Genomic DNA, 25534 nt, shown 5'->3' on the forward strand with positions numbered 1-25534 from the left:
GCAATCGTTATATTGTCAGGTTTTTTGCTTAATTCGGAGATGAAAAAATTATGCGTTCTGTATTAACAGCGTTTGTGCTGTTTTTGTTCACGCTGACCACTGTGCATGCGGCTGATACCGGCTGGACCGAAATGCCGCACAATGATCACGCCCGTGTCAGAGTCACATCAGATCAGTGGAAAGACGGAAAACTGCGTCTTCTGCTGGCCGTTGAATTACAACCCGGCTGGAAAACCTACTGGCAGTCACCGGGAGAGGGGGGCGTTGCCCCTGAACTGACATGGCAGGAGACCTCCGCTGACACACAGTGGTTCTGGCCCGCACCTCAGCGTTTTGACGTCGCAGGGCTCTCCACTCAGGGCTACGGCGGCAGTGTGGTGTTCCCGCTGGAAGTCACGGCGGCTCAGGCGCTGCCGGCGCTCAGCGGAACACTGACCTTATCCACATGCAGTAATGTCTGTATCCTGACCGATTATCCGGTCTCACTGGATACCTCAGAACCCGCGCCGGACGATTTTGACCGCCAGTATGCGATGGCGATGCAGCAGGTGCCGCAGACCGGTGGTGATATCACTATCGGCGGCAGCCGGGTAAACGGCGGGACGCTGACGATGGCACTGCACCGCCCGGGTGGCTGGCAGGATCCGCAGCTATTTTTTAATGCGGATAAAGAAACCATTTTTGCCGCACCGTCATTTACGATTTCCGGGGATAATCTCACTGCCACCGTTAAAGTAACGGATGACTGGGGGGAAATGCCGTCAGATCTGAACGGAAAACCGCTGTCGGTCGTTGTGACAGACGGCCCGGCAGCGCAGGCGCTCACCACGGTGATCGGCAGCGGGCCGGATATTGCGGCTGCATCCGGCAGTGATACCTCCTTTATCATGCTGTTACTGTTTGCATTGCTGGGCGGGCTGATCCTCAACGTTATGCCGTGTGTTCTGCCGGTGCTGGCGATGAAGCTCGGCGCTGTGCTGTATGTGGAAAACCGCGAACGGCGGATGATCCGCACCCAGTTCCTGGTCTCCTCCTCCGGTATTATGGTCTCCTTCTGGATCCTCGCGGCGCTGGTGTCGGTATTGCGCCTGACACAAAGTGCGGTCGGCTGGGGTATTCAGTTCCAGAATCCGTGGTTCCTCGGCTTTATGGTGGTGGTAACCTTACTGTTCAGCGCTAATCTGTTCGGTGTTTTTTCTATCCGCCTGAGCAGTAATGCAACCACAAAACTGGCGACAGCGGGCGGCACAGGGATGCGCGGCCACTTTATGGAAGGTATGTTCGCCACCCTGCTGGCGACCCCCTGTACCGCGCCGTTCCTCGGTACTGCCGTCGCCTTTGCCCTGGTGGCACCGTATTCTCAGTTATGGATGATCTTTACCGCACTGGGGCTGGGAATGAGTCTGCCGTGGCTGCTGATCGCCGCGTTTCCGGGGATCGCAAAAGCCCTGCCGAAACCGGGCCGCTGGATGAACGGTCTGCGTCTGGTGCTGGGTGCCATGATGTTTATTACAGCACTGTGGCTGATCAGTCTGCTGATCCCGCACACAGGGCCGGAAACCGCTGCGGTGATGGTGGGGGTTGTGCTGCTGGTGCTTGCGCTGCTGGCTTTCCGCCGTACCGGTATTAAGCGCGGATCTGCGGCGCTGGTGGCACTGCTGGTGGCCGGAGGTGTCTGGGCCGGTATCAATATGACGGATAACCGGCAGCAGAGCCTGGTCCGTGATCAGGTGGACTGGCAGCCGCTGACGGAAGAGGCGGTGACCACCGCGCTTTCTCAGGGTAAACGGGTTTTTGTGGACGTGACCGCCGAATGGTGTGTGACCTGCAAAGCAAACAAATACAATGTATTATTACGCGATGATGTTCAGGATGCACTCCGTAAACCGGATGTTGTCGCACTGCGCGGGGACTGGACAAAACCGTCACCGGATATTACTGCCTTTTTACAAAAGCGCGGGCATCTGGCGGTGCCGTTTAACCAGATTTACGGTCCCGCTTTACCTGATGGTGAAATCTTGTCACCATTGCTGGATAAAGAAACACTCTTACATCTGTTAAATCAGTCACAAGGAATTGAACCATGAAAAAAACACTCGCGGCTTTAATGATTGCTCCGCTTATCTTTACAGCCACAGCTCACGCGGCCGCTCTTACCGCTGACCAGGAAGCGCAGGTGCGTGAATTGGTTCGTGACACGCTGGTCAAAAACCCGGAAATTCTGGAAGAAGCGATTATGGCGCTTCAGCAGAAACAGACTGAAAAACAGAGCGCACAGATGAAAGATGCTGTTAAAGCCAATGCTGACGTGCTGTTTAATGATAAATACACGCCGCGTATCGGTTCAAAATCACCGAAACTGACCATCGTGTCTTTCACCGATTACAACTGCCCGTACTGCAAACGTTTTGATCCGCAGCTGGAAGCGATGGTGAAAAAATACCCTGACGTGGCGGTAGTCTTCAAACTGCTGCCGTTCAAAGGGGAAAGTTCCCTGAATGCCAGCCGCGCTGCACTTTCTGTCTGGGAAAGTAAGCCGGAGGCGTTCGCATCGCTGCACAGCCGTCTGATGCAGAAGAAAACCGCACTGACTCAGGACGATATCAACAGCGCACTGAAAACCGCGAAAGCGGGTGATGTGAAAGTCACGGATAACAGCATGAATACCATGCGTATGAATATGATGCTGGCGGAACAATTAGGTGTTCAGGGAACGCCTGCAACGCTGATCGGTGATGTGATGCTGCCGGGTGCCGTGGATGAAGCACAGCTGGATGCTATCATTAAGGAACAGCTGGCTAAGGTTAAATAATGCGGTTACTGCGCAGATGGGGAAAGGAATTTCTCCTGCTGCTGGTCATTTTATTTGTTGCGTCACAGGCGATGGACTACTGGCGCAAACCGCAGGCACCGGATTTAAATACGGTGCCTTCACTGACACTGACAGACGGCACACCGGTGTCCATTGCGCAGATGAGTGCGGAAAAACCGCTGCTGGTCTACTTCTGGGCATCCTGGTGCGGGATCTGCAAACTGACCTCGCCGTCAGTCAGCGAACTGTCTGAGTCTGGCTACAATGTGGTGACGGTTGCTATCCGCTCCGGTGATGATGACCGGCTGGCGAAAGGGATGGCAGCGAAAGGTTACTATTTTCCGGTGATTAATGATCCGGATGGTCGTATCTCTCAGCTCTGGGGCGTGAATGTCACGCCGACTTTTGTGATTTATCACAAAGGGGAGATAGTCAGTTATACCAGCGGCTGGACCAGCCAGTTGGGTATGACGGCCCGGTTGTGGCTGGCGAAATAATCAGTCTGAAATGAAAAATCCCGCCGTGAGTGATCACGGCGGGATTTTTTTATCTGCAGAATTTTTTCTTATCAGCGAAAATGCAGACCGCGTTCAGTGGTCTTTCTGCGTTTTATCAGTGCCAGACCGAGGAAGATAACAGTAGCGCCCCAGACCGGCCAGGTGCCCATACGGTAATACGGCGTGAAGCCGGACGCTGAGGTTACAGTAGCACTCAGGGTGGCCTGTGTGAACTGCGGCAACTGCGCGGTGACAGAGCCGTCCGGTGCAATAACAGCGGTAATACCGTTATTGGTGGCGCGCAGCAGCGGGCGTCCAAGCTCCAGCGCACGCATCCGTGCCATCTGGAAATGCTGCCACGGGCCGATGGAGCGGCCGAACCAGGCATCATTGGAGGCGGTCAGCAGCACACCGGTTTTATCGGTCATATTGCGGCGCACCTGCTCCCCGAGGATCACTTCATAGCAAATCTCGGCGGTCAGTGTCATTTTTCCGGCGGTCAGCGGCGGCTGGATATAACCCCCGCGGCTGAAAGCGGACATCGGCAGATTAAAGAACGGTGCCAGCGGACGCAGTAAATCTTCCAGCGGCACAAACTCCCCGAACGGCACTAAGTGATGTTTGTAATAGCGGTTTGTATCCCGGCTGTCGTATTCACTTTTATTACCCAGCACAATCAGGGTGTTGTAAACATCGTACTCTTTACCGTCCGCTTTCGGGACCGCATCCACCACACCGGTGATCAGCTGTGCACCGCTGAGTGTCAGCAGGCCGTTGAGCTGATCCAGGAACGCAGACTGACTGGCGGCAAAATCCGGAATAGCGGATTCCGGCCAGATAATCAGGGTATCAGGCCGGAAGTACGGGCGGCTCTCTTTGAGGTAGATGCCCAGTGTTTTATCCAGCATACCCTGTTCCCATTTCAGGGACTGGGCGATATTTCCCTGTACCAGTGCGACCTGAGTCGGGTCGTTATTCATCTGATACCACTGGTAGTTGCGGGCAAGCCACGGCGCAAACAGCAGTACCAGTGCCGGGATCAGCGGGCGGATACGGCGCTGCGAGAGTGAAAGGGCGATCAGTCCGCTTATCACCATCAGCAGGAAGGTGATAGCATTCACGCCCAGGATTGGCGCCAGTGCGCGCATCGGGCCGTCAATCTGGGTGTAACCGAATTCCAGCCACGGGAAGCCGGTCAGCACCCAGCCGCGTAAAAATTCAGTGAGCTGCCAGAGTGCCGGGGCGGCAATCACCAGACGCCAGACAGTGGCGTGCGGGAAGCATTTGGCCAGCAGACCGGCAAACAGCATCGGGTAAAGCGCCAGATAGGCAGCCAGCAGGACAACAAGGAACAGGTTGGCGATTTCCGGCATACCACCGAAATCTGCGATACTGACATACACCCAGTTTACGCCGCTGCCGAATAAGCCCAGCCCCCAGGCGAAACCGATAGCACAAGCCTGTTTGCCTGTCCGGTTCAGGGTCAGCAGCAGCAGGGCAGTCAGTGCCGGCAGCGAGAAATACCAGAGATCAAAAGGCGAAAAGGCCAGCGTTCCGCCGGCCCCGAAAATCAGTGCCAGCAGCAGACGCGGCCACTGGCGTAAACCATGAGGTGATTTTATCATGTCAGATTATCTTCATCTAAAGACGGGATTGGAGCATCGTCCGGAATCTTAACATGTAACTGGATAATTTTACGACTGTCAGCCATCGCAACTTTGAACTGGTAGTTGTCAATCTCAATGGTTTCACCCCGGGTCGGCAGATGGCCGAAGGCCTGCATCACCAGCCCGCCGACGGTATCGACCTCTTCATCACTGAAGCGGGTGCCGAATGCGTCGTTAAAATCTTCTATCTGGGTGAGGGCGCGGACAGAATAGGAGTGCAGACTGAGCTGACGGATATCCACGTCATCCTCATCATCGTATTCATCCTCAATTTCGCCGACAATTAACTCCAGAATGTCTTCGATAGTGACAAGTCCGGATACGCCGCCGAATTCATCGATCACAATCGCCATATGATAGCGCTGGGAGCGGAACTCTTTCAGCAGACGGTCAACACGCTTACTTTCCGGCACAACAACCGCCTGGCGCAGGACTTTATCAATACTGAACTCTTCGGAATCACTGCGCATAAACGGCAGCAAATCTTTTGCCATCAGCAGGCCTTCAATGTGATCTTTATCTTCACTGATCACCGGAAAGCGGGAGTGGGCAGAATCAATAATGACATCCAGGCACTCGTCGAGTGTCTGATTGCGCTTGAGAGTCACAATTTGTGAACGCGGGATCATGATATCGCGGACACGCTGATCAGAAATATCCATCACCCCTTCGAGCATGTCGCGGGTGTCAGGATCGATCAGTGCGTTTTGTTCGGAATCACGGATGACCTCAACGAGGTCTTCACGGCTTTTGGGCTCGCCGTGGAACAGTTGCTGGCGCAGCAGAGAAAAGAAACCCTTTTTCTGGTTCGGTGTATCACTACCCGATGGATGGTCGTCGCTCATGGCGGTTTTTTTACATTCCCCGATTTAATGAAAGATGCCGTATTATGTAGCATAAAAACGGCATCGCTGACTACGCTTTTTCTGTGATATACGGATCAGAATAGCCTAATTTTTTTAAGATTTCCGTTTCCAGGCCTTCCATCTCCTCTGCTTCATCGTCTTCGATGTGGTCATAACCCAGCAGATGCAGGCAGCCGTGAACGACCATATGCGCCCAGTGCTCCTCTTCGGTTTTTTCCTGTTCGGCGGCTTCGCGCTCCACCACCTGACGGCAGATAATCAAATCCCCCAGCAGCGGCAGTTCAATTTCCGGCGGCACTTCAAACGGGAAGGAGAGCACGTTGGTCGGTTTATCCATGCCGCGGTAAGTCAGGTTCAGCTCGTGGCTTTCTGCTTCATCCACCAGACGGATAGTGACTTCACTCTCTTCCTGAAACATCGGCAGCACGCCGTCAATCCAGCGCTGAAACTGCGCTTCAGAAGGCAGGTTGTCTGTGTTTTCACAGGCGATTTGTAAATCAAGAACCGGATTACTCATGAGGTTGTTCCTGCTGTGCCTGCGCGCGTTCGGCATCACGCTGCTGTTTCAGCATCTGTTTGCGTTTCTGTTCTGCGGCTTCCCACGCTTCATAGGCAATAACCACTTTTGCCACGATAGGATGACGCACCACGTCTTCACTATGGAAGAAGTTAAAGCTCAGTTCCGGTACATCCGCCAGCACTTCAATGGCGTGGCGCAGACCGGACTTATTGCCGTTCGGCAGGTCAATCTGGGTGATATCCCCGGTGATAACTGCTTTGGAGTTAAAGCCGATACGGGTCAGGAACATTTTCATCTGTTCGATGGTGGTGTTCTGGCTCTCATCGAGAATAATAAAGGCATCGTTCAGGGTCCGGCCGCGCATATAGGCCAGCGGCGCGACTTCAATTACATTGCGCTCAATCAGCTTTTCTACTTTCTCAAAGCCGAGCATTTCAAACAGCGCGTCGTACAGCGGGCGCAGATACGGATCGACTTTCTGGCTGAGATCGCCGGGCAGGAACCCGAGTTTCTCTCCGGCCTCAACGGCAGGGCGGGTCAGCAGAATGCGGCGGATTTCCTGACGCTCCAGGGCATCCACAGCTGCGGCGACTGCCAGATAGGTCTTCCCGGTCCCGGCAGGGCCGATACCGAAGGTGATATCATGGTCGAGAATATGGGCGATATACTGTGCCTGGTTTGGCGTACGTGGTTTAACCACACCGCGTTTGGTTTTGATATTGACGGATTTGCCGTAGTCCGGCACATGCTCGTCACTCTGTTCCAGTACACGGCTTTCGGCTACCGCCAGGTGAATCTGCTCGGGGTCAATATCGCGGATAACGCCGCGCACCGGGGCGGTTTCCACATAGAGCTGGCGCAGGATAGCCGCAGCGGCTTTGACGCAGTGCGGTTTACCGGTCAGCCGGAAGCGGTTGTCGCGGCGGCTGATTTCGGTGCCGAGGCGGCGCTCAAGCAGTTTGATGTTATCATCGAAGGGACCGCAGAGGCTTTGCAGACGCTGATTCTCGGCGGGTTCGAGGAAAATTTCCTGTGTTGCTACCTGTGAAGGTGATGTATAGGTCTCTGTCACTGAATCTCTCTGTGTATTCTCACGCGCAGGTAATTCTGCGCGTGATCGTTAGTTAGTGTACGGATGGCTGATAGATGCCGACACCCAGTTCGTCTTCTTTACGGGTGCGGGCAATGACGGATTCCGGAGTTTCGTTAACACGCAGATTCATTTGATCTTCTGTCCGGATCACGCGGCCGCGCAGTGAGTTGGTATAGACATCGGTAATTTCGACATCCACAAATTTGCCGATCATGTCCGGGGTGCCTTCAAAGTTCACCACGCGGTTGTTTTCGGTGCGTCCGGATAATTCCATAACATCTTTACGGGACGGGCCTTCCACCAGGATACGCTGTGTGGTGCCGAGCATCTGGCGGCTGTAGCTCATCGCCTGCTGGTTAATCCGCTGCTGTAACAGGTACAGACGCTGTTTTTTCTCTTCTTCGGTCACGTCATCCGGCAAATCAGCCGCCGGGGTACCCGGACGCGGAGAATAGATGAAACTGAAGCTCATATCGAAATTCACGTCTGCAATCAGCTGCATGGTTTTTTCGAAGTCGTCATTGGTTTCTCCCGGGAAGCCGACGATAAAGTCAGAGCTAATCAGGATATCCGGACGCGCTTTGCGCAGTTTGCGGATGATGGATTTGTATTCCAGTGCGGTATGGGCGCGTTTCATCTGGGTCAGAATACGGTCTGAGCCGCTCTGTACCGGCAGATGCAGGAAGCTGACCAATTCCGGGGTATCTTCATACACGGCGACAATATCATCCGTAAATTCAATCGGATGGCTGGTGGTGAAGCGGATGCGGTCGATACCGTCAATGGCGGCCACCAGACGGATCAGTTCGGCAAAACTGCAGATGCTGCCGTCAAACGCCGGGCCGCGGTAAGCATTCACGTTCTGACCGAGCAGGTTTACTTCACGCACGCCCTGTGCGGCTAACTGTGCGATTTCAAACAGCACATCATCACACGGACGGCTGACTTCCTCACCACGGGTGTAAGGCACCACGCAGAAGGTGCAGTATTTATTACAGCCTTCCATGATAGACACAAAGGCGGACGGGCCTTCGGCGCGCGGTTCCGGCAGACGGTCAAATTTTTCGATTTCCGGGAAGCTGATGTCAACAATCGGGCTGCGGTCGCCTCTGAGTTTGTTGATCATTTCCGGCAGGCGGTGCAGTGTCTGCGGGCCGAAGACAATATCCACGGCCGGAGCGCGGCGGCGGATAAAATCCCCTTCCTGGGAGGCCACACAGCCCCCGACACCGATAATAATGTCCGGATTCACATCCTTGAGGTTTTTCCAGCGGCCAAGCTGATGGAACACTTTTTCCTGCGCTTTTTCACGGATAGAACAGGTATTAAGCAGGAGAATATCGGCTTCATCGGCATTGTCTGTTAAAGTGTAGCCGTGGGTGCTTTCCAGCAGGTCAGCCATTTTGGATGAATCGTACTCATTCATCTGACAGCCCCAGGTTTTTATGTACAGTTTTTTACTCGTCGACATTTTCTCAATCCGCTGTTTTCAGTGAAACAATACCCGCAACACTGAAAAGCATTGTGTGTATTCAATCAGGTTTTGATGTAACCAATGGTCGATATTGTAGTCATTTGACTCACCAGTGACCAGACCCGGCAGCACGGATCTTCACCTTTCCCGGTGAATTTACGGCAATTGAACAAAAAATCAACGTATTAGAATAGGTATGTCATGGATAACCCGTTAACACATTCTGAAGTCACCATTATCGGCGGGGGAATGATTGGTGCCGCCACAGCCCTGGGACTGGCTCAGGCCGGTTTTCGTGTCACTGTGGCTGAGTTACAGGCACCGGCACCGTTCGATGCTCAGAGCCGCCCTGACGTGCGGATTTCTGCTATCAGCCGTGCGTCTGCTGAGTTACTGGAGAGTCTCGGGGTATGGGAGCGTGTCCGTGCCATGCGTTGTGTGCCGTACCGCACACTGGAAACCTATGAGGAACCGGGGTCAGAAGTGACCTTTACCGCAGAGAGCCTCGGGTTACCTGAGCTGGGGTATATGGTGGAAAACCCGGTGCTGCAGCGGGCATTGTGGGAGATGATCACCGCTCATGAGCTGATCACCTGTTTGTGTCCGGCGCGGCTGCAGAGTATGACAAAGCAATCCGGTGAATGGTTGCTGACGTTTGATAACGGTGATGTTATGACCACCCGGCTGGTTATCGGCGCAGACGGTGCGAAATCACAGGTCAGAACCCTGGCCGGTATCGGCAGCCGCGGCTGGCAGTATCGTCAGTCCTGCATGCTGATCAGCGTGGATACCGGACGTGAGCAGCAGGATATCACCTGGCAGCAGTTTTTCCCGTCCGGCCCGCGTGCGTTTCTGCCGTTGTTTGATTCTTACGCCTCGCTGGTCTGGTATGACTCACCGGCGCGTATCCGCCAGCTCAGTAAACTGCCGCTGCCGCAACTTCAGGCTGAAATCCGCACGGCATTCCCTGAACGCCTCGGGGACGTCACACCGCTGGCCTGTGGCTCTTTCCCGCTGGTGCGGCATCATGCCGCCCATTATGTGCAGGACGGGCTGGCGCTGATCGGTGATGCGGCGCATACCATCAATCCGCTGGCCGGGCAGGGGGTTAACCTGGGTTACCGTGATGCGGATACATTACTGAATACCCTGATTGCAGCGCGTGAGTGCTGTGAGGACTGGGGCAGTGAATCTGTTCTCAGACGCTATGAGCGCCGCCGCCGTCCGGATAACCTGCTGATGCAGGCCGGGATGGATGCATTTTATCTCACTTTCAGTAATACCCTGCCGGGGTTACAGCCGTTGCGTAATCTGGCACTGACGGTGGCACAACGCGCAACACCGCTGAAAAAACTGGCGCTGAAATATGCACTGGGGGTTTGATTGCTGATTCAGGCAGGGCGGGAGATTCTCTTCTGAATCCGGGGATGGCGGACAGCAGGCAAAAACGAAAAGTCGCTGTAAACACGTCCGTGTGCGCTCAGGCGCGTCATCCCTGACGCGCATGCTTTTCGTTTATTTTGCCTGCTGTCGCGCGTTGTACATTGAGTGCAAATGAAATATTTATCCGGATTCAGAAAAGCAAAAAGCCCGTCAGAGACGGGCTTTCAGAATTTGGCTGGGGTACCAGGATTCGAACCTGGGAATGCTGGAATCAGAATCCAGTGCCTTACCGCTTGGCGATACCCCAAAAGATGGTGGCTACGACGGGATTCGAACCTGTGACCCCAACATTATGAGTGTTGTGCTCTAACCAACTGAGCTACGTAGCCATCTTTTACTGCTTTAACAAAGCCGTTTTTCAGAATATGGCTGGGGTACCTGGATTCGAACCAGGGCATGCCAGGATCAAAACCTGGTGCCTTACCGCTTGGCGATACCCCACCTGAAAAACGAGGCTTATCATACTTCATTTTTCCACTCAGTGGAAGATGGCTGGGGTACCAGGATTCGAACCTGGGAATGCCAGGATCAAAACCTGGTGCCTTACCGCTTGGCGATACCCCATCCGGAAATACAATAAGCAACAACGAATGTCACGAGAAATGGTGCGGGAGGCGAGACTTGAACTCGCACACCTTGCGGCGCCAGAACCTAAATCTGGTGCGTCTACCAATTTCGCCACTCCCGCAAAAAAAGATGGTGGCTACGACGGGATTCGAACCTGTGACCCCAACATTATGAGTGTTGTGCTCTAACCAACTGAGCTACGTAGCCATCTTTTTTTTGCGTGACCTTCATCGGCGTTGCGGGGCGCATTATGCGGATTACAGCCAAAAGCGTCAACTGCTTTTTGCAGATATTTTGATGAAATCCGTTTGTTTGCCTGCATAATAATCACTTTGAAGATAAACAGTACAAAAAACAGGATAAAATCACGGAGTTGACGCATTTATCCGGTGGCGGATTATTCCTCCGTATCCGGTTTATTTTCCAGAACATGCAGCAGCAATTCACCGTACAGCATCGCCCGTTTTATCAGGGCAAATGCCCCGATAGCGGAGTTTGGCGGCAGTTGTGAAATCACCACCGGCAGATCCTCACGGAAATTTTTCAGCGACTGCGTATTTATGCAGCTTTGCAGGGCAGGGAGCAGCACATTTTCAGCGGCGGTTATCTCACCGGCAATCACCACTTTTTGCGGGTTAAACAGGTTTATCGTGATGGCAATGGCTTTTCCGAGGGAATTACCAACCTGTTTTATCACTTCTGCCGCAAGGGCATCGCCCCGGTTGGCTGCCCGGCAGATGGCACGGATGGAACAGTTATCCGGCGTCAGTTCGCTCTCAAACCCCTGAGCCAGCTGATGTTTTACCCGGGTTTCAATAGCAGCATCCGACGCGACCGTTTCCAGACAGCCGAAGTTTCCGCAGTGGCAGCGTTCACCGAGCGGATCTATCTGAATATGGCCGATTTCGCCGAGATTACCACGCTGGTTGAGCAGGATCTGATTGTTGATAATGATCCCCGCCCCGGCCCCCCGGTGAATACGCACCAGCAGAGAATCCGCGCAATCGCGGGTGGCTCCGAAATAGTGTTCGGCCAGCGCGAGGCTGCGGATATCATGCCCGGCATAGCAGGGCAGTTTAAAATGGTGATGAAGATTTTCAGTCAGCGGCCAGTCACTGACAGTAATGTGCGGCATATAGCGCACAATACCGCGATCCGGATCGACCAGTCCGGGCAGAATCACCGCAATGGCGATAAGCTCGCGGATACGGCGCTGGTGCGTCTGTCTGAAGTTGTCGATCAGTGCAATGAGTTTTGCTTCCGCATCTGCCTGAGAAATCGCTTCCAGAGGACTGGTTTCTTCTTCGAGAGCCCGTCCGCTGAGATCAAACAGTGCGATAGTGGCATCATGGCGGCCGAGACGCACACCGATCGTCTGAAAGGCACGGTGTTCGGAAATAATGGAGATAGCGCGGCGTCCGCCGGTGGATGCCTGCTGATCCACCTCTTTTATCAGGCCGCGCTCAAGAAGCTGACGGGTAATTTTGGTCACGCTGGCGGGTGCCAGCTGACTTTGTTCGGCAATCTGAATGCGTGAAATCGGGCCGGAACGGTCTATCAGGCGGTAAACCACTGCCCCGTTCAGCTGTTTGACTAAATCAATATTACCTATCTGCGGAATTCCGTTACCCATCGGCGTCTTTTACTCATGATGTATGGACCACATTCCCGTTAACGATTGTCATACAGACAGAAAAATCAGCGGTGAAGGCGGTCAGGTTGGCAATACTGCCGGATTTAATACTTCCCAGTCTGTCCTGAACACCAATTGCCCGTGCCGGATAGAGTGTGGCCATGCGCAGGGTTTCATCCAGCGGAATACCGACATGCTGAACACAGTTTGCCACTGCGCGGATCATGGTGAGTGAGGAGCCGCTCAGTGTGCCGTTCTCGTCCACACATAAACCATCACGATAATATATCGTTTTGCCGGCAAAGATAAAATGATCCAGTCCGCTGGTTTTCGGATCAAGCCCCGCGGGTGCGGTGGCATCGGTAACCAGGAGCAGCTTGTCGCGCTTGAGCGCTTTACTGTTACGGATGTTCGGCCAGGAGACATGCAGGCCGTCTGCGATAATCCCTGCGTATATTTCAGAGGTATCATAAATTGCGCCAATCAGTCCCGGCTGACGGCCGGAAATGTACGGCATGGCATTAAACAGGTGCGTGGAGAGGGTGATACCGTTTTCAAACCCGGCGCGGGACTCTTCATAACTTGCGTTGGAGTGCCCGGAGGAGACCACAATCCCGGCATCCGTCAGTTTGCGGATAACGGCGGGTTCCACCATTTCCGGTGCGAGGGTGAGTTTGGTTATCACCTCTGCGTTGTCACACAGGAAATCAATCATCGCGGCATCCGGTTTGCGGATATAGTCCGGATTGTGCGTGCCTTTTTTCACCGGGTTGATATACGGCCCTTCCAGATGCAGCCCCAGCGCCTGATTTTTATGGTTTTTCAGATAATCACGCATAGTGCTGACACTCAGTTTCATCAGCGAATCAGGGCTGGTGATCAGTGTCGGCAGGAAGCTGGTGCAGCCGGTGCGTTCGTTGGCTTTCTGCATAATGTCCAGGGTGCGGACAGTGATATCCTCTTCATTGTCATTAAACTGTACGCCGCCGCAGCCGTTGACCTGTAAATCAATAAATCCCGGAGAGAGAATGGCACCGCTCAGATCACGGGTGTCAATTCCGGCCGGTAACTCACTGACCGGACACACGCTGTGGATTAATTCGCCGTCAATAATAACCGCGTGGTTTTCCAGACGATCGTGACCGGTATAAATAATGGCATTGGTTAATGCGTACATAACGCCTCCTGAGGGAGAGAATACTGATTTAAAGATAAGACACCACAACAAAAACCGCCCGGATAAAGGGCGGTCAGCATCGGTTATTCAGCAGCAAATTGTTCGATAATGTCGGATTCAAGGTGACAGAAATACTTCAGGGTTTTCACTTTCAGCTCAAGTGTGGCCGGTTCATCACACACCACAATGGCTTTCGGGTGGATCTGCACACAGGTAATTGTCCACATATGATTCACTGAGCCTTCAACCGCCTGCTGTACCGCCTGGGCCTTGTTATGGCCGGTGGCGAGGATCAGCAGCTCTTTGGCATCCATCAGTGTGCCGACACCCACGGTGAGTGCATATTTCGGTACTTTATTGATGTCATTGTCAAAGAAACGGGAGTTGGCGATACGGGTTTCCGGGGTCAGCGTTTTGACACGGGTGCGTGAGGTCAGTGATGAGCCCGGTTCGTTAAAAGCAATATGACCGTCATTACCGACGCCGCCCATAAACAGCTGCACGCCGCCGTAAGCTTTTATCTTCGCTTCGTAGCGTTCACATTCCGCATCGGTATCCGGGGCATTACCATTGAGCAGATTGATGTTTTCTGCCGGGATATCAATGTGGCTGAAGAAATTGTCATGCATAAATGAGTGATAGCTCTGCGGATGGGACTCCGGCAGACCGATATACTCATCCATATTAAAAGTCACCACATGACGGAAACTGACTTTTCCGGCCTGATGCAGGGCGATCAGCGCCTTGTAGGTGGCCAGCGGGGTGCCGCCGGTCGGCAGTCCCAGAACAAACGGTCGTTCTGCCGTCGGACGGAACGCATTGATTTTGTCAGCGATGTACTGTGCGGACCACTGACCGACATCCTGCGCTTTCGCAAGAGGGATTAAACGCATATCGATTCTACCTCACTAAGTTATACCGGGTTATCAGCCCGGTATCTGCTGTGCTGTCTCAGGAAGATCCTTCCTGTCTCATCTATAGCATGAATACCCGGAATTTATTAGTCACGGGTGAGAATACAGCCGCCGGAAAAGATATTTTTTATCTTAAAATAAGTTTTGTGTGACTGCCAGCATTTTAACCAGCCGGTGACGAATATTGGTGACAATAATCACAAATCACAGCTATTTAATTTGCGAAGCGAAATAAACTTTTTAGACTGATACGTATAGTTGGCAGTAAAATACGTGTTACACAATACGGTGAGTGATCAGACCGGTTGTTAAATAATTCAGTTGTACACAAAAAGGCAGCCGGTCACGGCTGTGATAATAATGCTGTAAAACAAAAAGCCGTTCGTCAGGGCGGCAAGGGGGAGTGAGTGGGTATACTGAACTATCTGCAGCGGATTGGCCGGGCACTGATGGTGCCTGTCGCCACATTGCCGGCTGCGGCAATTCTGATGGGGGTCGGTTACTGGATCGATCCGACAGGCTGGGGTGCGGACAACGTGGTTGCCGCGTTCCTGATTAAATCCGGTGCGGCTATCATTGACAACATGTCAATGTTGTTCGCTATCGGTATCGCTTACGGGATGTCAAAAGATAAAGACGGTGCGGCAGCACTGACCGGTTTTGTCAGCTTTATGGTGGTCACCACGCTGTGTTCCACTGCGACAGTCGGTATGATTCAGGGTATCCCGCCGGAAGCGGTTCCGGCTGCGTTCGGTAAAATCAACAACCAGTTTATCGGTATTCTGGTCGGTGTTATTTCTGCTGAACTGTATAACCGCTACAGCGGTGTTGAACTGCCGATGGCATTATCGTTCTTCAGCGGCCGCCGTCTGGTGCCGATCCTGGCCTCTTTCGTGATGATCCTGGTCGCTGCGGTGCTGATGTATGTCTGGCCGGTTATTTATGATGCACTGGTTTCCTTCGGTAAGAGCATTAAAGACCTGGGCGCATGGGGCGCGGGGATTTACGGCTTCTTTAACCGTCTGCTGATCCCGGTCGGTCTGCACCACGCACTGAACTCTGTGTTCTGGTTCAACGTGGCGGATATCAACGATATTCCTAACTTCCTGGCCGGTCAGCAATCCATCGATGCCGGTACGGCGATTCCGGGTATCACAGGCCGTTATCAGGCCGGTTTCTTTCCGATCATGATGTTTGGTATTCCGGGTGCCGCGCTGGCGATTTATCACTGCGCCAAACCGGAAAACAAAGCAAAAGTAGCCGGTATTATGATCGCCGGTGCATTTGCCGCGTTCTTCACCGGTATCACCGAGCCGATTGAATTCTCCTTTATGTTCGTGGCACCGGTTCTGTATGTCATCCACGCCTTCCTGACCGGTATCTCCCTGTTTATCGCTGCAACCATGCAGTGGATTTCCGGCTTCGGCTTCAGTGCGGGGCTGGTGGATATGGCGTTGTCCTCACGCAACCCGCTGGCAACCCACTGGTATATGCTGATCCTGCAGGGCCTGGTTTTCTTCGCGCTGTACTATGTGGTGTTCCGCTTTGTTATCACCAAATTCAATCTGTTAACCCCGGGCCGTGAAGCGGCGATGGCAACCAACGATACTGTTGATGGTTACAGCGAGAATGTCAGCACTGATAATAAAAAAGATGAGAAAAAATCCATCAGCAGCGAAGCGCGTCAGTATATCGCGGCTATCGGCGGTTCAGATAACCTGACCGGTATTGATGCCTGTATCACCCGTCTGCGTCTGACTGTGAAGGACTCCGCACAGGTGAATGATGCTTATGCGAAGAAAATCGGTGCTTCCGGTGTTATCCGTCTGAATAAAGAGAGTGTGCAGGTGATTGTCGGCACCCGTGCCGAACTGATCGCTAACGCAATGCGTGACGTGCTGAAAGAAGGCCCGGTTGCAGCAGCTCAGGCTGCGGCGGCGGCTCCCGAAGCAGTGAAAGCCAAAGCACAGGGCGACGGTAACGTGGTACTGACGCTGGTGGCACCATTCGATGGTGAAGTGGTTGATTTATCCGCTGTACCGGACGAAGCATTCGCAAGTCGTGTTGTCGGTGACGGTATTGCCATCAAACCGGAAAGTGACACCGTATATGCTCCGGCGGCAGGTACTGTGGTGAAAATTTTCGATACCAACCATGCATTCTGCCTGGAAACTGATAATGGTGCGGAAATTATTGTTCACATGGGTATTGATACCGTGAATCTGAACGGCAACGGTTTTACCCGCCTGATTGAAGAAGGCGCACAGGTTGCTGCCGGTGATGCGGTGCTGAAATTGGATCTGGCCTATCTGAACGAGCATGCAAAATCTATGATAAGCCCGGTAATCATCAGTAATATCGATGATTATGATCGCGTGGAGATTGTTGCCAAAGGTCTGGTTAAGGCAAACGAATCTGAGCTGTATCATGTCATTAAATAAGTGATTGCGGTTATGATAATAACGGGAGGCAGCTGCTTCCCGTTTTTTTATCTGTTTTTTGCGCGAAGGCATCTGCCCGGCTGATATTTCTGTGCTCAGGTGGTTGTATATGAGCGCATCATATCGGATGATATGAGGTTATTAACGCGCATATTGCATTGAGGAATTATGACAATGAACGAGGCTGATGCCCGCCCGACAAACTTTATTCGTCAGATTATTGACGAAGACCTGGCTTCCGGAAAACATACCACGGTTCACACGCGCTTCCCGCCTGAGCCGAACGGTTACCTGCATATTGGTCATGCGAAATCAATCTGCCTGAATTTCGGCATTGCACAAGACTATCAGGGGCAATGCAATCTGCGTTTTGATGACACCAATCCGGTTAAAGAAGACGTGGAATACGTTAATTCCATTGAAAACGATGTCAAATGGCTCGGTTTTCAGTGGAGCGGCAAAGTGTGCTACTCCTCCGACTATTTCGACACGCTGTACAACTACGCCGTTGAGCTGATCAACAAAGGCCTGGCGTATGTCTGCGAATTAAGTCCGGAAGAGATCCGCGAATACCGCGGCACCTTAAAAGAGCCGGGCCGGAACAGCCCGTACCGCGACCGTACCCCGGAAGAGAACCTCGCGCTGTTTGAAAAAATGCGTGACGGCGGCTTTGAGGAAGGTAAAGCGTGTCTGCGTGCCAAAATCGATATGGCATCCTCCTTTATGGTGATGCGTGATCCGGTGATTTACCGTATTAAGTTTGCGACCCACCATCAGTCCGGTGATAAATGGTGCATCTACCCGATGTACGATTTCACCCACTGTATTTCTGATGCGCTGGAAGGGATCACCCATTCACTCTGTACGCTGGAATTCCAGGACAACCGCCGCCTGTATGACTGGGTGCTGGATAATATCACCATTGACTGCCATCCGCGTCAGTATGAGTTCTCCCGCCTGAATCTTGAATACACCGTGATGTCCAAGCGGAAACTGAATCAGCTGGTAACAGAGAAATTTGTTGAAGGCTGGGATGACCCGCGCATGCTGACCATTTCCGGTCTGCGCCGCCGTGGTTATACCGCTGCCTCTATCCGCGAGTTCTGCCGCCGTATCGGTGTCACCAAACAGGATAATAACGTCGAAATGGCGGCTCTGGAATCCTGTATCCGTGATGACCTGAACGAAAGCGCACCACGGGCCATGGCTGTGATCGATCCGGTGAAAGTCGTGATTGAAAACATGGCGGAAGGCGATGTGATGGTGACCATGCCGAATCATCCGAACAAACCGGAGATGGGCAGCCGTGAAGTGCCGTTCAGCCGTGAAATCTGGATTGATCGCGCGGACTTCCGTGAAGAAGCGAACAAGCAGTACAAGCGTCTGGTGCTGAATAAAGAAGTGCGCCTGCGCAATGCGTTTGTGATTAAAGCAGAACGCGCGGAAAAAGACAGCGAAGGCAATATCACCACTATCTACTGCACCTATGATCCGGAAACTCTGAATAAAGATCCGGCTGACGGACGTAAAGTGAAAGGCGTCATCCACTGGGTCAGCGTGAAACACGCGGTACCGGCGGAAATCCGTCTGTATGACCGTCTGTTCAGTGTACCGAACCCGGGCGCAGAGGATGATTTCCTGTCGACGCTTAATCCGGATTCTCTGGTGATCCGTCAGGGCTTTGTGGAGCCGTCACTGGTTGCCGCTGACAGCAGCAAACCGTATCAGTTTGAGCGCGAAGGGTATTTCTGTGCTGATGCCAAATTATCCTCAGCAGATAAATTAGTCTTTAACCGGACTGTCGGCCTGCGTGATACCTGGGCAAAAATTGAAAGTAAATAACTGATAACACAGTGTTACTGATATAAAAAAAGCCGTTCGCAGGAACGGCTTTTTTGTGTGCATGTGTTCTGAAAAACGGCAACAAAAAAGGCGCGGTACGCGCCTTTCATACAATTCGGTTACCGGAGAGAATTATTTTTTCTCGTCGTGGATACCATCATCAGAACGGCAGTCGCCATCCGCACAGTGACCGTACAGGTACAGGCTGTGGTTGGTGAGTTTAATACCATGGCGTTCCGCGATATTTTTCTGACGTGATTCAATGGATTCATCACTGAATTCAATCACTTTACCGCAATCCAGGCAGATCAGATGATCGTGGTGGTGTTGCTGGGTCAGTTCAAAAACGGATTTGCCGCCCTCAAAGTTATGACGGGTGACAATACCGGCGTCATCAAACTGGTTCAGAACGCGGTAGACAGTTGCGAGTCCAATCTCTTCACCGATATCGATCAGTTTTTTGTAGAGATCTTCCGCACTGACGTGATGGCACTCCGGATCCTGCAACACTTCCAGAATCTTCAGGCGGGGAAGTGTGACTTTCAGCCCTGCATTTTTCAATGCTTTATTGTTATCGGTCATGCGGATTTAGTCCTATATTGTCGCTGGTGAGCGCACACTCAGGAAAACGCTCAACGGCTGAACACAATGTCCGGCTATCAAAAGGTGTCAGGTGCGATTCGCCTGACCGATGCCGGACCGGATAAATAATATCATTACATAAATAAGCAGAATTATCATTCGCAATTTAAGGGAAAACCTTAAATTGCCAGGATCTCGTCGAGACTCATTTCTTCGCGGATCTGCTCAACCCATTTTGCCACGCGTTCGTTAGTCAGCTCCGGCTGGCGATCTTCATCAATAGCCAGGCCGATAAAGTGACTGTCGTCCGCCAGGCCTTTTGACTCTTCAAAATGATAGCCTTCTGTCGGCCAGTGGCCCACAATGGTCGCGCCGCGCGGTTCAATGATGTCACGGATGGTGCCCATGGCGTCACAGAAATACTCTGCGTAATCCTCCTGGTCACCACAACCGAAGATAGCCACAATTTTACCGTTAAAATCAATTTCTTCCAGTGTCGGGAAGAAATCATCCCAGTCACACTGTGCTTCGCCGTAATACCAGGTCGGGATACCCAGCAGTAAGAAATCAAACCCTTCGATGTCCTCTTTGCTGCACTTGGCAACATCCCGGACTTCAGCAACGTCATCGCCGAGTAATTTCTGAATCATTTTAGCGATATTTTCTGTGTTACCGGTGTCACTACCAAAAAATATACCTGCGATTGCCATAAATAAGCCTCTCAACCGAAAATCTCTGTGCCTGCAAAAGGACGCCGCGGCGACAACAAGCAGAAATTATAACTATTTCATCTTAATAAATACTATTCTGACGAAAACAGTATTTGAAGTCTGTCAAATTTGTGTGGTGTGTCGTCTCACAATTTGGTGCATAAATCTGAACGCTGAAGGTAATCAAGCAGAATTTGCTCGATAAGTTCGCCCCGGTTCACGTTTTCTTCGTATGCCAGCTGGTTCAGGGCATCGACAATATCCGCATTCAGTTTGAGCTCAACGCGGCGTAATCCGTTAACTTTGTCACGCCGCAGCTGATTGCGTTTGTTAATCCGCAACTGCTCATCACGGGAGAGCGGGTTTGTTTTCGGTCGTCCGGGCCGGCGTTCGTCAGCGAACAAATCCAGCGTGGTACGATCCGTTTGTTCTTTGGCCATAATTTTACTACGAAAAGGCGGATTACAATGATAAACGCGCAATGATACACCGCCATCCCGCTTACCGCCACCGCTTCGCAGCCTGTTACCGCGGATTTCGTGCAGATTGATTAACATCCCGCCGTCTGCCCGCTTGTGCGGCAGCCCTGCGGAACGGGTGACAAGCGGTGTCAATGGGTTCTTTATTGTAATTATCATTATGAATATATTAGAAAAAAAAGAGTTCTGAACTCAGGATAACGGAGTGTTTTTGAGGGCGGGTATTACGTAGTATGTATTTTCAGCAAGGGAATAACAGAGGGCGCGCACATGGATCGTATCTCAAAACCGGCGGTGTTATCGCGGATGTCGCACAAAAAGTATCTGTGCGGCCACAAAGTAAAGCAGATGCTGACGGTGTTTATCCGTCCGCTTCAGTATTTGTGTCTGATTTTATCCGGCTGCTGTCTGCTGGATATCTGTTTTGATCTGCCGGGGCAGGATGTCAGACAACAGGTGCGTTCTGTTGTGGCCTGGTGGCAGGAGAGTGACACTGACAGCCTGATACTGAGTTTCCGTCAGTGAAGAAACGCCGCCGTGACGGCGGCACTGCTGTCAGGCTTTACCCAGGAAACGGCTGATGGCGCGCAGAACCGCGTCCGGTTTTTCAGCGTGTACCCAGTGGCCGCATCCGGCAATCACATGGGCGGTTGCCTGCGGGAACTGCGCCATAATGGCATCGCGGTATTCCGGTTTCACATACGATGAGTTACCGCCGGGGATAAGCAGCAGCGGAACTTGTTGCGGCGGCAGGGTTTCCCAGCCGATGATGGATTCATACTGTGCTTTGATAACCGGCAGATTGAATTTCCATTCTCCCTGCTTAAAGGATTTCAGCAGAAACGGAATAACGCTTTCTTCACGGATGCGCCGCGCCATAATTGCGGTGGCCTCAGTGCGCGTGGTGACACCGGCGGCGGTAACATCTTCCAGTGCCGCAATAATCTCATCATGACGGCGTACGCCGTAAGCAACGGGAGCCATATCAATTACAATCAGCTTTTCAGTGACATCCGGAGCCAGTGCTGCCAGCGCCATGGCGATTTTTCCGCCCATGGAATGGCCAATCACAATCACTTTTTCAATGTTCAGAGAGCGGATAAGATCAAGCACATCCTGCGCCATTTCCCGGTACGTCATGGTTTGTACGCGCGGTGAATCGCCGTGGTTACGGACATCAATCTGTATTACGGTATGTGTTTTCCGCAGTTCACGACCAAGCACCCCGAGGTTATGCAGATCACCGAACAAACCGTGGATCAGAACAATGGGTGTGGTGTGATGTGATATTTCAGGCGTGAATATTTCATGATGAAGTAATGCAGGTAATTTCATATTAACAACCGATCCGCAGAGCAAAACAGGCGGATATGATGACACGGCAGCCCCCGGAAACCAACATGTTAAGTAAATGTTTCTGTGATTGATTGTGTGTCCGGAAACGATAACTTACTGATTTATTTTTTAAATGCCGGACGGGACAAACTGCGGGGTTTTTAGTTTAAGTTATTGAAATTTTACTTGTTTTGTTTTGCTTTTTTCTATCTTATAATAACGTGTTTCGCGTTAACGAATAAAAGAACCGGGTAGAAATGAAAACAATCGATGTAGATGAAGAACTTTACAGTTATATTGCCAGCCACACACAGCACATTGGTGAAAGCGCATCGGAAATTTTACGCCGTATGCTCAATTTAGGGCCGCAGACGCCGGGTGCCACCTGCACACCTGTTGCAGCTGACAGCGCGGATAACAAAACTCCGCCGGTTACCCCGCGTCCGGTAAAAGCCACGTCTCAGGATCCGGTCCGTGTCATGCGCGAACTGCTGTTATCCGACAGTTATGCTGAGAAAAAGAAAACGATCGATCGTTTTATGCTGGTGTTATCCGCACTGTATAATATTGATCCGCAAGGGTTCAGCAAGAGTACCGATGAACTCCACGGCCGTACCCGTGTCTATTTTGCCGGTGATGAGCACACACTGCTGGCCAGCGGTAAAACCAGCAAACCTCGTCACATTCCGGGCACGCCGTTCTGGGTTATCACTAACACCAATACTCAGCGTAAGCAGAGCATGGTAGAACAGATTATGCAGGGAATGGGCTTCCCGGCAAATACTGTCGAGAAAGTCTGCAATACCCTGTAAGGGGTATTTATCTGCCGGTGACGGCGTAATCAGGGGAGAATGACACAGTGGCTCATACGCACCCGCGGGCTGGCCAGCCTGCGCAACAATCCGATTTAATCAATGTGGCGCAGCTAACCTCTCAGTATTATACCCTTGCACCTGATGCGGCGGATCCGGCACAGCAGGTCAAATTCGGGACTTCCGGCCACCGCGGCAGTGCGGCGCGCGGCAGTTTCAATGAAGCACATATTCTGGCGGTCACTCAGGCAATCGCCGAAATCCGTCAGCAGCAGGGCATTACCGGGCCGTGCTACGTGGGTAAAGATACCCACGCCCTCTCTGAAGCGGCATTTCAGACGGTGTTATCCGTACTGGCAGCAAATGGTGTCCGCGTTATTATTCAGGAAAACAATGGGTTCACCCCGACACCGGCGGTGTCTCATGCCATCCTGACTTACAATCGCGATCATGCGGATAAAGCGGACGGTATTGTGATCACCCCGTCGCACAACCCGCCGGAAGATGGCGGCATCAAATATAACCCGCCGACCGGCGGCCCGGCAGATACTGACCTCACCTCTGTTATCGAAAAGCGTGCCAATGTGCTGCTGGCCGGTAATATGGCGCAGGTGAAACAGATGCCGGTGTGTGATGCCTTGCGCAGCCCGCTGGTTACGGCGGTGAACCTGATTGAACCCTATGTCAGTTCACTCAGTGACGTGATCAACATGGATGCTATCCGTAACGCGAAACTTAAAATCGGCGTGGATCCGCTGGGCGGTGCCGGGATTGAGTACTGGAAACGCATCCGTGATTTTTATGATCTGGATATTGAGCTGGTCAATGAACAGGTGGATCAGACATTCCGTTTTATGCCGCTGGATCACGACGGGGTTATCCGTATGGATTGCTCCTCAAAATGGGCGATGGCGGGGCTGCTCAGCATGCGTGACCGCTTCTCACTGGCCTTCGCCAATGATCCGGATTACGATCGCCACGGGATTGTGACGCCGAAAGGGCTGATGAACCCGAATCATTACCTGGCGGTGGCGATTAACTATTTATTTCAGCACCGTCCGGACTGGCCGGCCTCTGTTGGTGTCGGCAAAACCCTGGTGTCCAGTGCGATGATTGATCGCGTGGTTGCGGATTTGCAGCGTGATCTGGTGGAAGTCCCGGTCGGATTCAAGTGGTTTGTGGACGGGCTGTATAACGGCACGCTGGGTTTCGGCGGTGAAGAGAGCGCCGGTGCTTCTTTCCTGCGTTTTGACGGTACGCCGTGGTCAACCGATAAAGACGGTATTATCCTCTGCCTGCTGGCGGCGGAACTGACTGCCGTGACCGGCAAAAACCCGCAGCAGCATTATGATGAGCTGGCGGAAAAATTCGGTTCGCCGTGCTACAGCCGGATCCAGGCAGCGGCCAGTCACGCAGAGAAATCCCGGCTGTCAAAACTGTCTCCGGAAATGGTGACCGCAGATACCCTGGCCGGTGATCCGATCACCGCCCGTCTGACAGCCGCGCCGGGTAACGGCGCGTCGATTGGCGGCCTGAAAATCATGAGTGAGCAGGGATGGTTTGCCGCGCGTCCTTCCGGTACGGAAGATGCCTACAAAATCTACTGTGAAAGTTTCCGTGGTCCGGAACATCTGGCACAGATAGAAAAAGAAGCAATTGAAATAGTCAACCAGGTGATTGCGGACTGACGTATTCTCCGGAAAAGCAGCGCGGAGCGGATCTTCCCCTCCGCGTTTTTTTGCCTGTCTCAGCCCAGCGCAACCATCAGTGCACCAACGGTGATCAGCGCAACACCACCGGCCGCAATCATAGAAATTTTTTCACCGAACAGGATCACGGCAAAAATCACAGCAAAAACCACACTCAGTTTATCAATCGGAATCGGGGCCACCTGTGAAACCTGACCGTTTTTTATTGCCATAAAATAGAACAGCCAGGAAAGCGCCCCGGCAATCCCGCTCAGAGCGATAAAGAACAGGGCTTTACGATTTTCGATTATTTCACTGATAAGATTAAGTTTTCCCTGAACCACCACCACGCCGACCAGAAACAGCGCCATAATCACTGCACGGATCGCGGTTGCGGTATTGGCATCCAGATGCTGTAAGCCCATTTTTCCGAAGACAGCAACCATTGCGGCACTGATGGCAGACAGCAGGGCATAGATCAGCCAGGTACTCATAATAAATAATTCCCATTATCAATTAGTGGAGTGAATATCATAAGGCATTTTCATTAGCGTGGTAGCTTAATTTTGAATAATAAAATTGTTAATAAAATGATAAAAAATAACAATTATGTAATTTAATTACTTAAAAGGGGCAATTTGTGCGTATCATACCGTCATCAAGTGGTCAGATGAGTGGTAAAATTTCACCAGACGGGTTACTATGAAAGGGAAGTACATTCGGTGATTATTGCTGTTCTGCGATAATCCGTTATTAAGGAGGGTCTCAATGTCAACATTTCAGGCATATCCGTTGCATAAGGTTCTCTTGCGCCGTACCGGTGCAGTATCTTTAGGTATCCTGGCGTTCCCGTTTATGCTGTTCTACCGGGATCGCGCCCGCTTCTGGAGCTATCTGTACCGCGTGTGGTCCAAGACAAGTGATAAACCGGTCTGGCTGGCACGTTCAGAAAATGCGGTAAGCAGCACTCAGCAGCACTGAT

General features: G+C 52.2%; 24 protein-coding genes and 6 tRNA genes. 10 read left to right on the forward strand and 20 right to left on the reverse strand.

Annotated features, from left to right (window positions below):
• The first annotated feature begins 50 nt into the window (after positions 1–50).
• Genes AB7038_RS15555 through AB7038_RS15565 form a run of 3 tightly spaced genes read left to right on the forward strand, consistent with a single transcriptional unit; the run spans position 51 to position 3309 of the window.
• Positions 51–2087, forward strand: a complete 2037-nt coding sequence (locus tag AB7038_RS15555) for a protein-disulfide reductase DsbD family protein (RefSeq protein ID WP_369453618.1) — start codon at positions 51–53, stop codon at positions 2085–2087.
• Entirely contained in the window at positions 2084–2812 is a 729-nt protein-coding gene (locus tag AB7038_RS15560) for a DsbA family protein (RefSeq protein ID WP_369453619.1), read from the forward strand. The genes AB7038_RS15555 and AB7038_RS15560 overlap by 4 nt, the downstream gene beginning before the upstream one ends.
• The gene (locus AB7038_RS15565) at positions 2812–3309 is read left to right on the forward strand and encodes a protein disulfide oxidoreductase (protein ID WP_368888807.1); all 498 of its coding nucleotides are present in this window, start codon (positions 2812–2814) and stop codon (positions 3307–3309) included. The genes AB7038_RS15560 and AB7038_RS15565 overlap by 1 nt, the downstream gene beginning before the upstream one ends.
• 71 nt (positions 3310–3380) lie before the next feature.
• Here AB7038_RS15565 and lnt read toward each other — a convergent pair whose 3' ends face one another.
• From lnt to miaB, 5 genes are all read right to left on the reverse strand, one after another.
• On the reverse strand, positions 3381–4934 hold the full coding sequence (lnt, locus tag AB7038_RS15570; protein ID WP_369453620.1) for an apolipoprotein N-acyltransferase: 1554 nt from the start codon (positions 4932–4934) through the stop codon (positions 3381–3383).
• On the reverse strand, positions 4931–5821 hold the full coding sequence (gene corC / locus AB7038_RS15575; RefSeq protein WP_004235612.1) for a CNNM family magnesium/cobalt transport protein CorC: 891 nt from the start codon (positions 5819–5821) through the stop codon (positions 4931–4933). Before corC ends, lnt begins: the two co-directional genes overlap by 4 nt.
• 70 nt (positions 5822–5891) lie before the next feature.
• Complete coding sequence (gene ybeY / locus AB7038_RS15580) at positions 5892–6359, reverse strand: rRNA maturation RNase YbeY (RefSeq protein ID WP_072871263.1); 468 nt, start codon at positions 6357–6359, stop codon at positions 5892–5894.
• Positions 6352–7434, reverse strand: coding sequence for a PhoH family protein (locus tag AB7038_RS15585; RefSeq protein WP_368888805.1), 1083 nt, complete (start codon positions 7432–7434; stop codon positions 6352–6354). The genes ybeY and AB7038_RS15585 overlap by 8 nt, the downstream gene beginning before the upstream one ends.
• Positions 7435–7486: 52 nt before the next feature.
• Positions 7487–8926 (reverse strand): tRNA (N6-isopentenyl adenosine(37)-C2)-methylthiotransferase MiaB, encoded by a 1440-nt coding sequence (gene miaB / locus AB7038_RS15590; RefSeq protein ID WP_368888804.1) that lies wholly within the window; start codon positions 8924–8926, stop codon positions 7487–7489.
• Between the two features lie 204 nt (positions 8927–9130).
• On the opposite strand from miaB, the gene ubiF reads away from it, so the two are divergent.
• Complete coding sequence (gene ubiF / locus AB7038_RS15595) at positions 9131–10312, forward strand: 3-demethoxyubiquinol 3-hydroxylase (protein ID WP_369453621.1); 1182 nt, start codon at positions 9131–9133, stop codon at positions 10310–10312.
• Positions 10313–10544: 232 nt separating this feature from the next.
• Here the strand turns inward: ubiF and AB7038_RS15600 are convergent.
• From AB7038_RS15600 to nagB, 10 genes are all read right to left on the reverse strand, one after another.
• Positions 10545–10619 (reverse strand) — tRNA-Gln (locus AB7038_RS15600).
• A 5-nt stretch (positions 10620–10624) separates the two neighbouring features.
• A tRNA-Met gene (locus tag AB7038_RS15605) sits at positions 10625–10701 on the reverse strand.
• A gap of 37 nt (positions 10702–10738) precedes the next feature.
• A tRNA-Gln gene (locus AB7038_RS15610) sits at positions 10739–10813 on the reverse strand.
• 48 nt (positions 10814–10861) lie between these two features.
• A tRNA-Gln gene (locus tag AB7038_RS15615) sits at positions 10862–10936 on the reverse strand.
• Positions 10937–10975: 39 nt separating this feature from the next.
• Positions 10976–11060: transfer RNA gene (locus AB7038_RS15620), tRNA-Leu, on the reverse strand.
• 9 nt (positions 11061–11069) lie between these two features.
• Positions 11070–11146: transfer RNA gene (locus tag AB7038_RS15625), tRNA-Met, on the reverse strand.
• Entirely contained in the window at positions 11124–11321 is a 198-nt protein-coding gene (locus AB7038_RS15630) for a hypothetical protein (RefSeq protein ID WP_004235617.1), read from the reverse strand. The genes AB7038_RS15625 and AB7038_RS15630 overlap by 23 nt, the downstream gene beginning before the upstream one ends.
• A 15-nt stretch (positions 11322–11336) precedes the next feature.
• Positions 11337–12572, reverse strand: a complete 1236-nt coding sequence (gene nagC / locus AB7038_RS15635; protein WP_368888802.1) for a DNA-binding transcriptional regulator NagC — start codon at positions 12570–12572, stop codon at positions 11337–11339.
• Between the two features lie 13 nt (positions 12573–12585).
• Positions 12586–13749: an N-acetylglucosamine-6-phosphate deacetylase gene (gene nagA, locus AB7038_RS15640; RefSeq protein ID WP_369453622.1), complete on the reverse strand. Its 1164-nt coding sequence runs from the start codon at positions 13747–13749 to the stop codon at positions 12586–12588.
• 83 nt (positions 13750–13832) lie between these two features.
• Positions 13833–14642, reverse strand: coding sequence for a glucosamine-6-phosphate deaminase (nagB, locus tag AB7038_RS15645; RefSeq protein ID WP_369453623.1), 810 nt, complete (start codon positions 14640–14642; stop codon positions 13833–13835).
• 428 nt (positions 14643–15070) lie between these two features.
• Between nagB and nagE the strand changes: the two genes are divergently transcribed.
• A complete protein-coding gene (gene nagE, locus AB7038_RS15650) occupies positions 15071–17104 on the forward strand; it encodes an N-acetylglucosamine-specific PTS transporter subunit IIBC (protein ID WP_368888799.1) in 2034 nt (677 codons plus the stop codon).
• A 174-nt stretch (positions 17105–17278) separates the two neighbouring features.
• Positions 17279–18946: a glutamine--tRNA ligase gene (glnS, locus tag AB7038_RS15655; protein ID WP_072871247.1), complete on the forward strand. Its 1668-nt coding sequence runs from the start codon at positions 17279–17281 to the stop codon at positions 18944–18946.
• A gap of 132 nt (positions 18947–19078) precedes the next feature.
• Here the strand turns inward: glnS and fur are convergent, their stop codons facing one another.
• From fur to ybfE, 3 genes are all read right to left on the reverse strand, one after another.
• Positions 19079–19528 carry a ferric iron uptake transcriptional regulator gene (fur, locus tag AB7038_RS15660; protein WP_072871244.1) on the reverse strand — a complete coding sequence of 150 codons (450 nt, stop codon included), beginning with the start codon at positions 19526–19528 and terminating at the stop codon, positions 19079–19081.
• 179 nt (positions 19529–19707) lie between these two features.
• Positions 19708–20238 carry a flavodoxin FldA gene (gene fldA, locus AB7038_RS15665; RefSeq protein ID WP_004235625.1) on the reverse strand — a complete coding sequence of 177 codons (531 nt, stop codon included), beginning with the start codon at positions 20236–20238 and terminating at the stop codon, positions 19708–19710.
• Between the two features lie 146 nt (positions 20239–20384).
• Complete coding sequence (gene ybfE, locus AB7038_RS15670) at positions 20385–20678, reverse strand: LexA regulated protein (RefSeq protein ID WP_004235627.1); 294 nt, start codon at positions 20676–20678, stop codon at positions 20385–20387.
• 309 nt (positions 20679–20987) lie between these two features.
• On the opposite strand from ybfE, the gene AB7038_RS15675 reads away from it, so the two are divergent.
• Positions 20988–21242, forward strand: a complete 255-nt coding sequence (locus AB7038_RS15675; RefSeq protein WP_072871242.1) for a hypothetical protein — start codon at positions 20988–20990, stop codon at positions 21240–21242.
• A 30-nt stretch (positions 21243–21272) separates the two neighbouring features.
• Here the strand turns inward: AB7038_RS15675 and AB7038_RS15680 are convergent, their stop codons facing one another.
• Positions 21273–22052: an alpha/beta fold hydrolase gene (locus AB7038_RS15680; RefSeq protein WP_369453624.1), complete on the reverse strand. Its 780-nt coding sequence runs from the start codon at positions 22050–22052 to the stop codon at positions 21273–21275.
• A 257-nt stretch (positions 22053–22309) separates the two neighbouring features.
• Between AB7038_RS15680 and seqA the strand changes: the two genes are divergently transcribed.
• Entirely contained in the window at positions 22310–22864 is a 555-nt protein-coding gene (seqA, locus tag AB7038_RS15685; RefSeq protein ID WP_349419451.1) for a replication initiation negative regulator SeqA, read from the forward strand.
• Positions 22865–22911: 47 nt separating this feature from the next.
• On the forward strand, positions 22912–24552 hold the full coding sequence (gene pgm, locus AB7038_RS15690; protein ID WP_072871234.1) for a phosphoglucomutase (alpha-D-glucose-1,6-bisphosphate-dependent): 1641 nt from the start codon (positions 22912–22914) through the stop codon (positions 24550–24552).
• A gap of 59 nt (positions 24553–24611) precedes the next feature.
• Here pgm and AB7038_RS15695 read toward each other — a convergent pair whose 3' ends face one another.
• Positions 24612–25046 (reverse strand): EamA family transporter, encoded by a 435-nt coding sequence (locus AB7038_RS15695; protein ID WP_369453625.1) that lies wholly within the window; start codon positions 25044–25046, stop codon positions 24612–24614.
• Positions 25047–25320: 274 nt separating this feature from the next.
• Here AB7038_RS15695 and AB7038_RS15700 point away from each other — a divergent pair, with 274 nt between their 5' ends.
• On the forward strand, positions 25321–25533 hold the full coding sequence (locus AB7038_RS15700) for a YbfA family protein (protein ID WP_024474161.1): 213 nt from the start codon (positions 25321–25323) through the stop codon (positions 25531–25533).
• The last annotated feature ends 1 nt before the right edge of the window (position 25534 follow it).

Source organism: Morganella morganii (assembly GCF_041099235.1).
Lineage (GTDB): Bacteria > Pseudomonadota > Gammaproteobacteria > Enterobacterales > Enterobacteriaceae > Morganella > Morganella morganii_E.